This window comes from Methylobacterium sp. UNC300MFChir4.1, assembly GCF_900110155.1.
GTDB lineage: Bacteria > Pseudomonadota > Alphaproteobacteria > Rhizobiales > Beijerinckiaceae > Methylobacterium.
This window is the reverse complement of record NZ_FOCS01000013.1, coordinates 155,852-170,900: the sequence shown is the minus strand read 5'-3', so window position 1 is coordinate 170,900 and position 15,049 is coordinate 155,852. Positions and strand designations below refer to the sequence as shown.

Sequence of the window (15,049 nt, the reverse complement as noted above, 5' to 3'; positions counted from 1 at the left end):
CAGGTCAGTCCTGCTTCTCGAAGGCGCCCGCGATGGTGAGGTGCAACTCGTCGCCGATCAGCGGCACGTAGGTCTTCACCCCGAACTCGGAGCGCTTGAGCGTGCCGGTGGCCTCGAAGCCGACCGTGTACTTCTTGCTCAGCGGGTTCACGCCGGCGCCGACCAGGGTGACGTCGAGGGTCACCGGCTTGGTCACGCCGTGGAGCGTCAGGTCGCCCGTCACCTTCGCGTGGTCCTTGCCGGCCGGCACGACCTTGGTGGACACGAAGGTCATGTCGGGGAACTTGGCGGCGTCGAGCCACTGGTCGCCCTTGAGCTCGTCGGTGAGCTTGGCGCTGGTCGTTGTCACCGAGGCGACCGGGATCTTCACCGAGAGCTTGGCGGCGGCCGGGTTCTTCGGCTGCAGCTCCAGCGTGCCGGACACGTCCGAGAAGCCGCCGGCGTAGTTCGAGAAGCCCATGTGGGAGACGCGCCAGCCGACCTGGGTGTGGCCGGGATCGACCGCGTAGGTGCCGGCCTGGATCTGCGCCGGGTCGCGGGTCGGTGGGGTCTGGGCCAGCGCGGGGGTGGCGACCGGGGCGGCGACCAGCAGGGCCAGCAGGCCGGAGGCGAGAATCGACTTCAAGGGTGTCTCCTGCAGAGCAGACGGCCGAGCGCGATTCGCTGCGCCGCAGCCGCCGTGTAGACCCGTTCACGGCACCGGTTGAGCCTGCTATCCGGAACCCCATGGTTGCGAGAACGGAAACCTTCCGGGGCGGGCTCGACGACGTGCGGGCCTTCTGCGCCGTCGTGGATCTCGGCACGGTGACGGCCGCGGCCGCGACGCTGCAGGAGACCAAGGGCAGCGTCAGCCGTCGGATCTCCCGCTTGGAGCGGGCTCTGGGCGTCCGGCTGATGGCCCGGACCTCCCGGGCGGTCTCGCCGACCGCCGAGGGCCTCGCCTTCTACGCCAAGGCCCAGGAGAGCCTGACGCTCCTCGACGAGGCGACCGAGACCGCTCGCGACGCCCGCACGGTGCCGGCCGGGCACCTGCGGATCACGACCTCGATCGATTTCGGGATCGAGGTGATGCCCGAGATCGTCGCGAGCTTCCGGGCCGCCTACCCGCAGATCACCGTGGAGATGCTCAACACCGACGCGCGCCTCGACCTCGCGGCCAACCGGATCGACCTCGCCCTGCGGCTGGGCGGCGCGGAGGAGACCGGCTACCGCGCGATGGTCCTCGCGACCCTGGCGCTCGCCCTCTACGCCGCCCCCGCCTACCTGGAGCGCCGCCCGGCCCCGACGGACCTCGCGGGCCTGCGCGACCACGACCTGATCCTCGCCCGGGAACGGATCGGCACGGCCGGGCTCACCCTCTCCGACGGGCAGGGCCGCACGGAGCCGCTCTCGCTGAGCCCGGCGATCCGGGTCAGCGACTTCGCGACCGCGCTCCGCCTCACCCTCGCGGGCGCCGGGATCGGCCATCTCCCGAGCCTCGTGGCCGCCCGGGCCGTGGAGGCCGGGCAGATCGTGCGCGTGCTCGGGCCCTGGGCGACCCGCAGCAGCACCTTGCGTGCCGTCACCCTGGCCGGGCGCGAGCTGCCGGCCCGCGTCCAGGTCTTCCGCGAGCATGTCCGGACCGTCCTGGCCTCGCGTGGATGCCCCCGCGACAGCGCGGGATCAGACGGCGAATACAGATAAATAGATTTCTTTATCTGTATATGCGCTCTACAGCGGCCCAACTCGATAAATTTTTACCGGATATCGTAGCGCCCGGTTGAGAGGCTGCGCGCATGCTGCGACGCGGCGGCAAGCTCGGCCGCACGGCCAGGGCCCCGAGGGTCCGGCCCGCAGCGCGTCATGTCTGGATCTCGGTCATGTCCCTCCGCAGCCGGTGCCTGCGCGCCCTCGTGTTCGCCGGGATCCTGGCGCTGATCGGGACAACCATCGGTCTCGGGACGGCCCGGGCCTCGCTGCCGGCCACGACGCGGATCGTGCTGCAGAAGGCGGGCCGGTACATGCCGACCGACCTGTACCTGCGCCGCGGCGACACCATCGCCCTGCGCAACGGCGACGCGCGCCTGACCCACCACGCCTTCATCGAGGCGGACCGGTTCTCGTTCGACGCCGGCACTCAGGAGCCCGGCACCGAGACGCGATTGACCCTGGCCGAGCCGGGCGATTTCGTCATCCAGTGCGGCATTCATCCGAAGATGAAGCTCACCCTCCACATCGAGTAGGCCTTCGGGAGCCCTTCAGCCGTCGCGGCCGAATCCGAGACCGCGGATGATGTCGCCGATGGGATCGATCTTCTGCGACGGTGCGGCCGCCGACGCGGGCTGCGGCGCCGCGGCGGTGACGGTCGGCCGGTCGGATTCGGCGGTGCGGACGAGGGCGGCGTGGCGGAGGCGGGCCGCCCGGTGGACGCCGCGCTCCGTCCCCTTCGCGCGGTGCGCCGCGGTCCTGCGCGGCGGCCCGGCCGGGCGCGCCATCTCGGCGGGGAGCGGGGCAGCCGGCATCGCGGTGTCCGGGACCGTCGCCGCGACCCGCGGCGCCGGGGCGGCTGCCAGGGCGCCCGTGGTCTCCGGCGCGGTGAGCTTGGCCGGCGGGTCGACCCAGGCGCTCCGCGTGACCGGTGCAGCGGCCGGCTTCGAGACCGGCGCGGCGTCCGTCACGGCAGGACGCGCGGGACGCGTCTGCACCTCGTAATTGCCCGGATGCAGAATATGCGCGGCCGCCACCAGCCCGAATACGGCAACGGCAGTCGTCCCAAGTGTGGAGCGATAGTGTTCCATGGCGGAAAAACGTACCGCCAAGCTCCGGGTTCCGCGCGGTCGAGACGTCGGGGCGCGGTCCGCGCGGCGGGTCGGCCGGCGGAAAGAAAAAAGGCCACTCCCGAAGGAGCGGCCCGAAGTCTAGGGAGGAAACGCCCAAGAAGGGCAGCGGGATCGCGACGCCATCGCCATCCCGCAGTGCAAAGATAGGATACCGCATTGCGGCATGCAACGGATCGGGCGCCGCGGAGGCATGCATATGTACCCGGGTCCGACCGCACATCCATGCGAGCTACGCATGGCGCCGCGCCGGCCCACGAGCGGGCCGGGATCACGAGACGCGATGCCCTTCGGGCGGACCTGAAATCGCCCCGCGCGGCGGGTCTAGGCGCCGCCGGACCGGCCGTCCTGGCCGATCAGGCGCTCGACCTCGGCTTCCGCGACGGCGCGCGCCGCGTGCTCGGAGGTGTGCGGGCGGTACGACCCCCGGACCAGCTTGCCGCGGTCGCGGATCGCCCAGGTGAAGTGACCGGGATCATGCCGGCTCGGCCTGACCTCGACCGTGTAGAGATGCCCGCCCGTCGCACCCATGCCGGGAATGTGCGGAGGCGTCCCGCGCCGGGACAGGGGGTGCGACCGTGCGCGGCAGCCCCGTCCTCCGGACCGCCGCAGCCCGCGCTGAAACCGCCCTAGCATCCCGGCCGGCGCCGGCCCTGGGCCGGTCCGCGCGGTCTCGGGCCGCCCGCCGCCCGGTCGTCGCCCGGCCTCCCGTCACTCTGCCCCGGGCCCTCGACCCGCCCCTCGGTCCGGGTCCCGAGCCAGACCACGTGCTTCGGGCCGCTGCCCCGGCCGCTCGCGTGGACGCGCTGCTCGTCGACCGCGAAGCCAGAGCGCTGCAGGCGGCTCTTGAACTTCCGGTCCGGGGCGCCCGACCAGACGCCCAGGATGCCGCCCGGCCGCAGGGCCCAGCGGGCGCGCTTCAGCCCCCAATTGTCGTAGAGCCGGTCGTTCGCCTTGCGCATCAGCCCCTCCGGGCCGTTGTCGACGTCGAGCAGGATCGCGTCGTAGCGCTCCGGTCCGGCCTGGATCAGGCGGTTGACGTCGGCCTCCTGCAGGTCGACCCGCGGATCGTCCAGGCAGCCGGCGAAGACGTGGGCGAGCGGCCCCCGGGCCCAGGCGACCACGGCGGGCACCAGCTCGGCGACCACCACCTGCGCCTGCGGCCCGAGGCCCTCGAGCGCCGCCCGCAGGGTGAAGCCCATGCCGAGGCCGCCGATCAGGACCCGGGCGCGGGGCCGGTCCTGGAGCCGCGCGCAGGTCATCGCCGCGAGCGCCACTTCCGAGCCGCTGCGCCGGTTGTTCATCAGCTCGATCGTGTCGGCCATGATGGCGAACTCGTCGCCGCGCCGCATCAGGCGCAGGTCGGTGCCGCCGCCGGGCACGGATCCGGTATCGAGATGAACCCAGGGTATCACGCGCGCGTCCTCGTTTGCCGGCGCCCTGTCATGCGGGCGGCGGAGGGATCGCGGCGGGAGCGGGGCGGCGCGCGGGCCCGTCCGTGCGCGCCGCGCACCCCCGCCCGGCACCGCGCCTTGCCGCGACCGATTCCGGCGGCGTATCAGCACCTATGGCCAAGCGCATCAAGTCGAGACCGCAGGAGCGGGGCTCCGTTCTGTTCGATATCGTCTTCGCGGACGGGTCCCGGGCCTCGAACCGGCGCGTGCCGGCCGAGATCCTCGGCGGCCTCGACGGCGACGAGCCTGCCCGGCAGCTCATCGCCGAGCAGGAGGAGGAGATCGCCCGCAAGGCCGGGCGGCCGGGGCGCGCGATCGAGAGCCTGACCCGCTCGCCGATCGTCAAGCCGAAGCCGGTCGCCTGACCGGCGGCCCGGTGCAGGCCGGAGCGGTCCGGAACGGCCGAGACCGGCCCTCAGGCGTTCTCGGCCAGCCGGCGCGCGACCTCCTCGCGCAGGGCCTCGTTCATCGCGGCGAACCGGGCCTGCATGCGCGTCCGCAGCCACGGGAACAGGCCGGGGGCGAGCAGGCCCGCGACGGTCTCGGCCTGGACGAGGCGGACGCCGTCGGCGGTCTCGGTGATCCGGATCTCGTGCTCGCCGATGAGCAGGGGCGGCGTCGGGATGCCGCCGCGCCACGTGAGCCGCCGGCCGGGCTCCCAGCAGGTCACCGTCACCTGGCGCGCCCGGTAGGCGCGGCCGTTTAGGGTCCGCTCCAGGCGCCAGCGCGCGCCCTCGCGCAGGCGGCCCTCGGCCTTGCGGATGTACGGGTTCCAGGCCGGGTAGGAATCGAGGTCCGTCAGCACGGACCAGACCAGTCCGGCCCGCGCGGGGATCGCGATCTCCGTGCTGCTGATCCGAGCGCCCGTCATCCGTCCCTCCCGGCGATCCGGCGACCGTTCGCGCCGGCCGCTCCCGCTTTCCGAGAACGCGCACCGCCCGCTCCGCGGTCCAGACCGCGGCGCAGACCGCGGTTCAGCCGGCGAATCCAGCGCGCGGCTCAGACCGCGCCCTCGACCACCTCCAGCGCCCGCAGGATGGCGAAGCCGATCCGCTCGGCCTCGGCCTCCGCGTCGGCGGGGAGCAGCGCCACGGTCTCGACCCCCGGCTCGTCCTCGGGCCCGACCACGATGCGGATGACGTCGCCCTCGACCGCCGACGGGTCGTGGATCAGGCCGACCCGGTGGCCGGCCCCCGTGCCGAAGACGCGCAGGGGCGCCTGGGCCGGATCGGGCTCCGGCGCCGGGTTGCGGGGAACGCCGAAGGCGGGGCGGATGACGTTGTCGTCGGACATGCGGGAACCCGGTCTCCGTTCGTGCGCGGCCGGCGGCGCGGCTCATTCCGGCCCGGTTCGGGGGCCGACGAGGCCCGCCGTCGCCAGCACGGCGTCGGCCAGAACCTCCAGGCCGGCCCCGGCCCAGGCCGGCGTGATGCTCTCGGCCTCGTTGTGGCTGATCCCGCCGTGGCAGGGGCAGAACACCAGGGCCGCCGGCACCGCGCGGGCGCAGTAGACGGCGTCGTGGTAGATCGCGGTCGGCATCCGCGTCCAGGCATGGCCCCGCGCCTCGGCCGCCGCCTGGACGCGGTCCACCAGGACCGGGTCGAACGGGGTCGGGGGCGCGCGCCAGAACTCGGCGACCTGGACGGTGACGCCGCGCGCCGCCGCCAGGGCATCGGCCCGGGCCCGGATCCGCGCCCCCATCGCCTCCAGCTGCGCGGTGTCGCCGTGGCGGGTGTCGAGGCTGAACCAGACCCGGCCGGGCGTGATGTTGCGGCTCGCCGGCTCCGCCCGCAGCACGCCGACGGTGGCGCGGCCGCGCTCCCCGCCGGCGCCGACCGCCGCCTGCGCGATGCCCTCGAGCGACGCGATCAGCGCCGCCGCGGCCATCATCGCGTCGCGCCGGCCCGCCATGGGGCTGCCGGCATGGGCCTCCTCGCCCAGCACGGTGATCTCGTACCAGATCTGGGCGAGGGCTCGGTCGACCACCCCGACGGTGAGCCCGGCCTCCTCCAGACGCTTGCCCTGCTCGATGTGAAGCTCGAAATAGGCGCCGATCTCCCGCAGGGCGGCCGGGTCCGCCGTCCCCTGCCAGCCGATGCGCCGCAGCTCGTCGCCGAAGGCGTGGCCCGCGAGGTCCCGGGTCGCCAGGATGTCGGCCTCCGGGACGATGCCCATGGCGACGCCGCTGCCGCTCATCGGCGGCGCGAAGCGCGCGCCCTCCTCGTTGCACCAGTTGATCAGCAGGAGCGGGGCCTCGGTCTCGATCCCGGCCTCCTGCAGGGCGCGCATGATCTCCAGCCCGGCGAGGACGCCCAGCGGCCCGTCGAACTTGCCCCCGGTGGGCTGGGTGTCGAGGTGGCTGCCGACGGCGACCGGCTTCCGGCCCGGATCGCGCCCGGGCCGGTGGAAGACCATGGTGCCGACCCGGTCCACGGTAAGCGTCAGCCCCGCCGCCTCGCCCCAGCGCTGGAACAGGGCGCGCCCCTCGGCGTCGCGGTCGGTCAGGGCCTGCCGGTCGTTGCCGCCGTTGGGCAGCGCGCCGATCCGGGCGAGCTCCATCAGGCTGTCCCAGAGCCGCTCCCGCGAGAGCGGGAGGTTGGTGCGGTTCACCGTGCGGTCCATGGCGTCTCTGCTGCTGGCCTCCCGGCGGGATGCCTACCGGAAGGTGCAAGTTACGGCGCAGCGGCAACCCGCACCAGGGCGGGCCCGGCGCGAGCCACGGGCTTCGCGGGCCGGCGGCGCCCGATGGCGCCCGACGGTGGAGCGATCCACGGGCCGAAGTGCGGATTTCCGCCGGATCGCGGCGTCTACCGATCATTTGTGATCGAACTGTCCGCGCGGCGGCGCTGTGAATCCGGTCTTTGCGCCGCACCGGAGCGGCCCTGCATTGTCGAGAACGGGATTGTCCGGAACCGAAGTCTTGATCATCCGCAATGCAACCCGGTGGCGGGGGGCCGCGACGCCGTGTCAAAAGCCGTTCGCGCAGCCGATACTGGACTTCGGGCTCGCGGACAGCATGTGTTGCGGATCAGTCTGTCCGCCATCGTACAATCGTCGATTGTAGCCAGTTCGGAGGGGATTCCATGGTGCTGGCTTCCACGACAGCCTCGGCCCTGCAGGCCGCCGGATTCATCGGGATCTGGGACACGGACGTCCGGGCCGGCCGGTCGATGCTGGATTCGGGCGCGGCCTCGCTGATGGCGGGGGATCCGGGGCTCGCCGGGACGCCGCTGCCGCTGGACGCGGCCCTCGGCCGGATCCACCCGGCCGACCGGGACTGGGTGTTCGGCCGGATCCGCCACGTCCGCCAGACCGGCGGCCCGGTCTCCCTCGAGTTCCGCGTCGTGACCGGGGCGGGCGAGATCCGCTGGATCCTCAACCGCGGCTGCCTGACGCCCGATTCGGACGGCCTGCTGCGCGGGCGCGGCGCCTACATCGACGTCACGGACCTCCACCGGCACGGGATCCAGTCCGGGGCCATGAACGGAGCCGTGAACAGCCCTATGAACGGCGTCACGCACGGCACCACCGACGGGGCGGACCTGAACACCGCGGCCGACCACGGCATCCAGATCCACGCGGCGCTGGAGCGCCACGGCGACCCCTATCTCCGCTCGGTCTCGGGGATGCTGCTCCACGGGATCGGCCGCGCGCTGGCGCGGCGCGACCCCTGACGCGCCCCCCCGGGAAGAGGCCCTGGGAAGAGCTCCCGGGAAGAGCCCCGGCGGCTCAGGTCCGCCAGGGATGGGCCGGCAGCTCGGTCCGGCCGATGGCCTTGGCGCCGGCCTCCGCGACGGTGTGGTCGTTCTCGACCGTCGAGCCGCTGACCCCGATGGCGCCCGACATGACGCCGTCGGCGTCGACGATCGGGATCCCGCCCGGGAAGGTGATCAGCCCGTCGTTGGAGTGCTCGATCCCGTAGAGCGGCCCGCCCGGCTGCGACAGCTGGCCGATCTGGCCGGTCATCATGCCGAAGAACACCGAGGTCTTGGCCTTCTTCTGGGCGATGTCGATCGACCCGACCCAGGCATCGTCCATGCGGTGGAACGCCTTGAGGTTCCCGCCGGAATCGACCACCGCGATGCACATCTGGGTGCCGAGCTCCACGGCCTTGGCGCGGGCGGCCGCGATCGCCTTCTCGGCCTGCTCGATCGTCACGTGCATGGGTCACTCCCCTTCGCGTTGTTGGCGCGACAGCCTGTGACGGTTTGAAGCGGTCGATGCAAGATCAACCGCAGATCGGCATCACGCTCGACTGGCGCGCTCAGGCCTTTGCTCAGGCCTCACGTTCCCGGGCGGCGCGGATCCGCTCCAAGAGGTCGGTCGCGAGCGCCGCGCAGGCGGCGGAATCCGGGCAGGGCCGCTTCCACACCACCCGCCCGTCGCGGAGCACGATCCCCGCCTCGGCGGCCATCGCGGTCAGCGGCCGGTCGGGCCGCAGGTCGGCCGCGACGCCCTGCGGCCCGCCCCGGAGCCGGGCGACGCCCAGCGCGCAGCAGGACGCGCGCAGCCGCGCGAGGTCGAACAGGGCGAGCACCGGCGCGGGGGCCGCGCCGAACCGGTCCTCGACCTCGCCGGCGAGTGCCTCGATCGCCTCGGGCTCGCGGAGGCGCAGCAGGCGCGTGTAGAGGCTGAGGCGGATCTCGGGCTCCGGAACGTAGTCCTCGGGGATCCGGCTCGGCAGGCCGAGCTCGATCTCGGGGCTCCAGTCCTCGGCGCGCTCGCCCTTGGCGGCGGTGAGCGCCAGCTGCAGCAGGTGCTGGTAGAGGCCGAGCCCGACGAGCTTGGCGTGCCCCGCCTGATCCTCGCCGACGAGGTCGCCGGCGCCGCGCAGGTCGAGGTCCCGGGCGCTGACCGCGAAGCCGGCGCCGAGGCGGTCGAGGGCCTCCAGGGCGCGCAGGCGCTGCAGCGCCGCCGCTGGCGGGGGCGCGGCCGGGTCGCTGAGCAGGTGGACGGTGCCGCGGCGCTGGCCGCGGCCGACGCGGCCCCGGAGCTGGTGGAGTTGCGCCAGCCCGAACCGGGCGGCCTCCCAGACCAGCATGGTGTTGGCCCGCGGCACGTCGAGGCCGCTCTCCACGATCGCGGTGGCGAGCAGGACGTCGCCGTCGCCCTCCGCGAACCGGACCATGACCTCGTCCATGGCGGAGGGCTTCAGGTCCCCGTGCGCCACCAGGATGTCGAGGCCCGGCACGAGGGCGCGCAGGCGCTCGGCCATGGGGCCGATGTCCTCGATCCGCGGGCAGACCACGAAGCTCTGGCCGCCCCGGCGGTGCTCGCGGACGAGGGCCTCGCGGACCGCCTCGGCGTCGAAGGGTGCCACCACGGTCCGGACCGGCTGGCGCAGAGCCGGCGGCGTGGCGAGCACGCTGAGGCTCTGGAGGCCGACGAGCGCCGCCTGGAGGGTGCGGGGGATCGGCGTCGCGGTGAGCGTGAGCACGTGGCCGCCATCCGCGAGGCGGCGCAGGTCGGCCTTCATCTTCGCGCCGAAGCGCTGCTCCTCGTCGATCACGGTCAGGCCGAGATCCGCGAACGCCACCCCGCTGCCGGCGAGCGCGTGGGTGCCGACCACCAGCCGGATCGAGCCGTCGGCGAGCCCCGCCTTGACGCGCCTGGCCTCGGCCGGCGCGACGAGGCGCGAGAGCTGCGCCACCTCGACGCCGAACCGGCCGAAGCGGCGGCGCAGCGTCTCGGCGTGCTGGCGCGCCAGCACGGTGGTCGGGGCGATCAGCGCCGCCTGACGCCCGGAGAAGATCGCGGCCGCGAGCGCCCGGAGCGCCACCTCGGTCTTGCCGAAGCCGACATCGCCGCAGACCAGACGGTCCATCGGCCGGCCCGAGGCGAGGTCGGCCATCAGCGCGTCGACCGCCGCCCCCTGGTCGGGGGTCGGGGCGAAGCCGAAGCCGGCGGCGAACCGCTCCATCTCGCGGGCCGGCGGCGCCAGAACCGGCGCCTCGGTCTCCCGGCGGGCCCGGGCGGCCTCCAGCATCAGGCGGGCGGTCCGCGCCATGGTGGCCTCGGCCTCCAGGCGGCGCCGGGGCCACGTGCCGCCGTCGAGCTTGTCCAGGGTGACGGCGTCGGGCTCCGACCCGTAGCGCCAGATCCGGTCGGCCTGGGTGACCGGCACCATCAGGATCGCGTCGCCGGCGAAGCGCAGGCGCAGGGCCTCGGAGGGCTCCCCGTCCTGCGCGGCACCCGGCGCGGAGACCGGCTCGAGCCCCTCGAACACGCACAGGCCGTGGTCCCGGTCGACCGCCACGTCGCCGGGGCGCAGGTCGACCTCGCCCATCGGCAGGATCGCACGGGCGGCCCCGGTCACGGCGGCCTCCGGGCCGAACAGGTCGGCGGCCGCGATCACGGTGGCGCCCTGCTCGGGCACCCGGAAACCGGCCGCCAGCGGGGCCTCCAGGGCGAGGACGTCGCCGGGCGCCGCCTCGGCGACGTCGGCCCAGGCATCGATCAGGCGGATCGGGCGCTCGGCGATCTTGCCCGCTTGGCGCACGAGGCGCCGGAGCGGCCGGACCGATCCGCCGAGCACGACGACGTCGCCGGCCTTCAGACGGGCGCGCAGGACCTTGGCGAAGGCCGTGCCGGGCCGGCGCTCCCCGGCGAAGCGCGGCATGGCGCGGGGTTCGCCGGCCGCCTCGGTGGCGGCGAGCCGGCCGCGATCCGCCACGACGGCGCGCCACGCCTCCGGCGTCAGGTAGAGGCCGGTGCCGGGCCCCGCCGGCGCGTCGCGGGTCTTCAGCCGGCCCCGGGCCTCGTCCATCTGCTCGAAGAAGGCGTCGATCCGGGCCTGCGTGCCGTCCTCGACCGCGAGGCGCGCTTCGGGCACGTAGTCGAGGAGCGTGACGAGGCGCGGGTAGTAGCGGTCCAGGCGGTGCTCCTGGCCGGTGAACGGCTCGAAGCTCTGGCCGGAGCCGGGCTCCAGGACGATCTCGGTGGCCGGGTCGATGACGAGCTCGTCGGCCTCCGCCACCGAGCGCTGCGAGATCGGGTCGTAGGAGCGGATCGCGGTGACGCGGCCCGCCGCGTGCTCGATCCGGCAGGGAAGCGGCGCGGCGGCGGGGAACACCTCCACGGTGCGCCCGCGGACGGCGATCTCGCCGGGCTCGTCGACCCGCTCGTCGAGGATGTAGCCGAGGCGCTTGAGGTCTGCGGTCGCGGCCGCGACGTCGAGGGGATCGCCGACCCGCAGGGCCACGCGGGCCGACGCCCAGGTCTCCGGCGGCGGCACGCGCTGCACGAGGGCGGGGGCGGTCGTCAGCACGAAGTCCGGCAGCGCGTCCCGGTCGGTCAGCCAGCGCATCACGGCGGCCCGGGCGCCCATCGTGGCCCGCGACGGCGAGGCGTGGTCGAAGGGCAGGCAGTCCCACTCGGGATAGACCGCGACCCGCGCGTCGGGATCGAGTGCCTGCAGGGTCGCGGCGAGGTCCTCGAGGCGGCGGGCGTCCCGGGCGACGTGCACCACCGGCCCGGGCCCCTCGGCGAAGGCCAGGAGCGCCACCGCCAGGGCGCCGGTGGGCATCAGCGGCGCGTCCTCCAGCCCCTGTCGGGCGCCCGCCTTCGTCCTGCGCTTGGCCATGCCTGATCCGAACCCATCCCTCGTGAGCCGGCAACGCCGCACCGGCCCCGCGGGCTCCCGGCCGCGGCGATCCGATCCACAGCCGCCGCGCGGGGCCCGCCCGAGCTCTTCGCGGGGCCCGCGACGGGCGAGGCAGGAAGAGATCCCGGCGGGCGCCCGAAGCCCGGTCGGCCGGACCAGCAAGACTTGAACGGCGCGCGTGAAATCGCACCCCCACCGACGATCCGGCGGGACTGTCTAGTATTGAACGATCGCGGAATGCTTGCCCTGGTCCCGCCGCCGGACGCGCGATGCAGAGTTTCACTAGGGAGAAGCGAAAGCTTGAGCTATGACGGCTCCGTGTCGCCGAACGAGACAGTATCCCGACCGTCGGGTTTCGAGCCCCAGCATCCCCAGCGGCTCGCCGCCCTGCGCGCCTACGCGATCCTCGACACGCCGCCCGAGCGCGCGTTCGACGAGATCGCCGAGATGGCCGCCCAGGCCTGCGGCACGCCGATGGCCCACATCAACTTCGTCGACGCCGACCGGCAGTGGATCAAGGCCGCGTTCGGCCACGCCGCGCGGGCGATGCCGCTCGCGTTCGGCTTCTGCACCGAGGCCATGCGCGCGGACGGCGCCCTCGTGCTGCCCGACCTGACCGCGGAGCCGGAGAGCGCCGCCAACCCCCTCGTGACCGGCGACCCGCACCTGCGCTTCTACGCCGGCGTGCCCCTGGTGACGCCGGACGGCTGGGCCATCGGGACGCTCTGCGTCCTCGACCGCGTCCCGCGCACGCTGACCGACCAGCAGCTCTTCATCCTGAAGGCGCTCGCCCGGACGGTGATGACGCAGCTGGAATCCCGGAACGCCGAGGCGGCCCTGCGCCGGAACGAGGAGCGCTACCGCTCGCTGTTCACCTTCATCGATGCCGGCTTCTGCCTGATCGAGGTGGAGTTCGCCGACGGCGACCGGCCCGTCGACTACCGCTTCCTGGAGGTCAACCCCGCCTTCGAGCGGCAGACCGGCCTGCGGGCCCCGGTGGGCCGCCGGATGCGGGACCTCGCCCCCGACCTCGAGCAGCACTGGTTCGACCTCTACGGCCGGGTCGCCCTGACCGGCGAGCCGGTCCGATTCGAGCAGGCCGCCGCGGCGCTGGGCCGCTGGTACGACGTGCACGCTTACCGGGTGGACGGGCCGGCGCGGAACCGCGTCGCGATCCTGTTCAACGACATCACCGAGCGCCGCCGGAGCGAGAACGCGCTCCGGGCCCGGGAGGCGGAACTCCGGCTGGTCGCGGACGCGATGCCGGTCCTGATCGCCTTCATCGACCGCGACCTGACCTACCGGTTTGCGAACGCCGCCTACGAGACCTGGACCGGCCAGGCGCCCGACGCCGTCGTCGGGCGGACCGTCGGCGACCTCCTCGGCCCCGGCGCGTTCGAGGCCCGGCGCGCCGGCATCGAGCGGGCGCTCGCCGGTCAGGAGGTCCGCGAGGAATGGGCCTGGACCTTCCCGAACGGCCAGGCCCGGATCGCCGACACCCGCTACCTCCCGCGCCGCGGCCCGGACGGACGCGTCGACGGGTTCTACGTCTTCGCCCACGACGTCTCCGAGCGGAAGCGGAACGAGGTCCTGCTCCAGTCCCGGGCGGAGCATCTGGAGGCGCAGGTCGCCGCCCAGACCCGCGACCGCGACCGGGTCTGGACGCTGTCGCCGGTGCTGAAGCTCGTCTCGGACCGGACCGGGCGGGTCCAGTCGGTGAACCCCTCGTGGAGCCGGGCGCTGGGCTGGTCGGAGGCCGAGACGGTCGGCCGGCCGGCCCTGGACTTCCTCGCCCCCACCGAGCGCGCGGCGGCCGAGGCGGCGCTGCGCCCGCTCTGCGCGGACAGCCGGGTCGAGGATATCGAACTGGCCTGCCTGACCCGCGCCGGCGACCGGCGGCGGGTGCTCTGGACCGTCGTTCCGGAGGACGGGCTGTTCTACGGCTTCGGGCGCGACATCACCGAGCAGCGGCAGGCCGAGGAGGCGCTGCGCCAGTCGCAGAAGCTCGAGGCCATCGGCCAGCTCACCGGCGGGGTGGCGCACGACTTCAACAACCTCCTGACCATCATCCGGTCGTCCGTGGAGTTCCTGCGCCGGCCGGACCTGGCCGAGACGCGCCGGCGCCGCTACCTCGACGCCGTCTCCGACACCGTCGACCGGGCGGCCAGGCTCACCGGCCAACTCCTCGCCTTCGCCCGGCGCCAGGCGCTGAAACCCCAGGTGTTCGACATCGGCGCGCGCCTGCGCAGCATCGCCGACATGCTCGACTCGGTCACCGGCGCGCGCATCCGCGTGGCCATCGACCTGCCGGCGACGCCCCGCTACGTGCGCGCCGACCAGAGCCAGTTCGAGACCGCGCTGATCAACATGGCGGTCAACGCCCGCGACGCCATGGACGGGGAAGGCAACCTGACCCTGCGGCTGGAGGGCGATAGCCCGATGCCGCCGATCCGCGGGCATGCCGGCGCGAAGGGACCGTTCGTGGCCGTGCGGGTCTCCGATACCGGCGCCGGCATCCCGGACGCGGATCTGGGACGGATCTTCGAGCCGTTCTTCACCACCAAGGAGGTCGGCAAGGGCACCGGCCTCGGCCTCAGCCAGGTCATCGGCTTCGCCAAGCAGTCGGGCGGCGACATCGACGTGGCGAGCGCGCTCGGCCACGGCACGACCTTCTCGCTCTACCTGCCGCAGGTCGCCGCGCCCGCCGCCGTGTCCGAGGCCGACCGCGAGGCCCGCCCGGAGGCGGAGCCGCGGCGGGGCCTGTGCATCCTCGTCGTGGAGGACAATCTCGGGGTCGGGCGCTTCTGCACCCAGATCCTGGAGGATCTGGGCCACGCGCCGGTCTGGGCGAAATCCGCCGAGGAGGCGCTGGCCGAACTCGACCGGGCGCCGGACCGGTTCGACGCGGTCTTCTCCGACGTGGTCATGCCGGGGATGGGCGGCTTCGCCCTCGCCCGGCAGCTCCGGACCCGCCGCCCCGACCTGCCGGTGGTGCTGACCTCGGGCTACAGCCACGTCCTGGCCGAGGACGACGCCCACGGTTTCGCCCTCCTGCGCAAGCCCTACTCGGCCGAGCAGCTCGCCCAGGTCCTCTCCGAGGCGGCGCGGCGGGGCGGGCAGCCGGACGCCCGCGCACGGCCGGAACCCGCTTCCGATTAACAGTCTTCGCCAGAATT

General features: G+C 74.0%; 14 protein-coding genes. 5 read left to right on the top strand and 9 right to left on the bottom strand.

Annotated elements, in window-relative coordinates; genetic code table 11:
* Positions 1 to 4: 4 nt before the first annotated feature.
* A complete protein-coding gene (locus BMY19_RS18535; protein WP_020093950.1) occupies positions 5 to 625 on the bottom strand; it encodes a YceI family protein in 621 nt (206 codons plus the stop codon).
* A gap of 101 nt (positions 626 to 726) precedes the next feature.
* Here BMY19_RS18535 and BMY19_RS18530 point away from each other — a divergent pair, with 101 nt between their 5' ends.
* Positions 727 to 1,683, top strand: a complete 957-nt coding sequence (locus BMY19_RS18530; RefSeq protein ID WP_026605047.1) for a LysR family transcriptional regulator — start codon at positions 727 to 729, stop codon at positions 1,681 to 1,683.
* Positions 1,684 to 1,859: 176 nt separating this feature from the next.
* On the top strand, positions 1,860 to 2,222 hold the full coding sequence (locus BMY19_RS18525) for a cupredoxin domain-containing protein (RefSeq protein ID WP_100252532.1): 363 nt from the start codon (positions 1,860 to 1,862) through the stop codon (positions 2,220 to 2,222).
* Positions 2,223 to 2,237: 15 nt separating this feature from the next.
* Here the strand turns inward: BMY19_RS18525 and BMY19_RS18520 are convergent, their stop codons facing one another.
* The 3 genes from BMY19_RS18520 to BMY19_RS18510 form a co-directional block, all read right to left on the bottom strand.
* Positions 2,238 to 2,657, bottom strand: a complete 420-nt coding sequence (locus BMY19_RS18520; RefSeq protein WP_244534950.1) for a hypothetical protein — start codon at positions 2,655 to 2,657, stop codon at positions 2,238 to 2,240.
* A 483-nt stretch (positions 2,658 to 3,140) separates the two neighbouring features.
* Positions 3,141 to 3,347, bottom strand: coding sequence for a hypothetical protein (locus BMY19_RS18515; protein ID WP_042670101.1), 207 nt, complete (start codon positions 3,345 to 3,347; stop codon positions 3,141 to 3,143).
* A 98-nt stretch (positions 3,348 to 3,445) separates the two neighbouring features.
* Positions 3,446 to 4,231, bottom strand: coding sequence for a spermidine synthase (locus tag BMY19_RS18510; RefSeq protein WP_100252530.1), 786 nt, complete (start codon positions 4,229 to 4,231; stop codon positions 3,446 to 3,448).
* Positions 4,232 to 4,383: 152 nt separating this feature from the next.
* Between BMY19_RS18510 and BMY19_RS18505 the strand changes: the two genes are divergently transcribed.
* On the top strand, positions 4,384 to 4,635 hold the full coding sequence (locus tag BMY19_RS18505) for a hypothetical protein (protein ID WP_020093955.1): 252 nt from the start codon (positions 4,384 to 4,386) through the stop codon (positions 4,633 to 4,635).
* A 50-nt stretch (positions 4,636 to 4,685) separates the two neighbouring features.
* Here the strand turns inward: BMY19_RS18505 and BMY19_RS18500 are convergent, their stop codons facing one another.
* From BMY19_RS18500 to BMY19_RS18490, 3 genes are all read right to left on the bottom strand, one after another.
* On the bottom strand, positions 4,686 to 5,141 hold the full coding sequence (locus tag BMY19_RS18500) for an SRPBCC domain-containing protein (RefSeq protein ID WP_020093956.1): 456 nt from the start codon (positions 5,139 to 5,141) through the stop codon (positions 4,686 to 4,688).
* A 128-nt stretch (positions 5,142 to 5,269) separates the two neighbouring features.
* Entirely contained in the window at positions 5,270 to 5,563 is a 294-nt protein-coding gene (locus BMY19_RS18495; protein WP_020093957.1) for a hypothetical protein, read from the bottom strand.
* Between the two features lie 42 nt (positions 5,564 to 5,605).
* Entirely contained in the window at positions 5,606 to 6,892 is a 1,287-nt protein-coding gene (locus tag BMY19_RS18490; RefSeq protein WP_100252529.1) for an allantoate amidohydrolase, read from the bottom strand.
* Positions 6,893 to 7,353: 461 nt separating this feature from the next.
* Here BMY19_RS18490 and BMY19_RS18485 point away from each other — a divergent pair, with 461 nt between their 5' ends.
* Complete coding sequence (locus BMY19_RS18485) at positions 7,354 to 7,944, top strand: PAS domain-containing protein (protein ID WP_100252528.1); 591 nt, start codon at positions 7,354 to 7,356, stop codon at positions 7,942 to 7,944.
* A gap of 55 nt (positions 7,945 to 7,999) precedes the next feature.
* Here the strand turns inward: BMY19_RS18485 and BMY19_RS18480 are convergent, their stop codons facing one another.
* Together BMY19_RS18480 and BMY19_RS18475 are read right to left on the bottom strand one after the other, a co-directional pair.
* Complete coding sequence (locus BMY19_RS18480) at positions 8,000 to 8,434, bottom strand: GlcG/HbpS family heme-binding protein (RefSeq protein ID WP_020093960.1); 435 nt, start codon at positions 8,432 to 8,434, stop codon at positions 8,000 to 8,002.
* Between the two features lie 112 nt (positions 8,435 to 8,546).
* Positions 8,547 to 11,852, bottom strand: coding sequence for a DEAD/DEAH box helicase (locus tag BMY19_RS18475; protein WP_100252527.1), 3,306 nt, complete (start codon positions 11,850 to 11,852; stop codon positions 8,547 to 8,549).
* 321 nt (positions 11,853 to 12,173) lie between these two features.
* On the opposite strand from BMY19_RS18475, the gene BMY19_RS18470 reads away from it, so the two are divergent.
* The gene (locus BMY19_RS18470) at positions 12,174 to 15,032 is read left to right on the top strand and encodes a PAS domain-containing protein (protein WP_100252526.1); all 2,859 of its coding nucleotides are present in this window, start codon (positions 12,174 to 12,176) and stop codon (positions 15,030 to 15,032) included.
* The last annotated feature ends 17 nt before the right edge of the window (positions 15,033 to 15,049 follow it).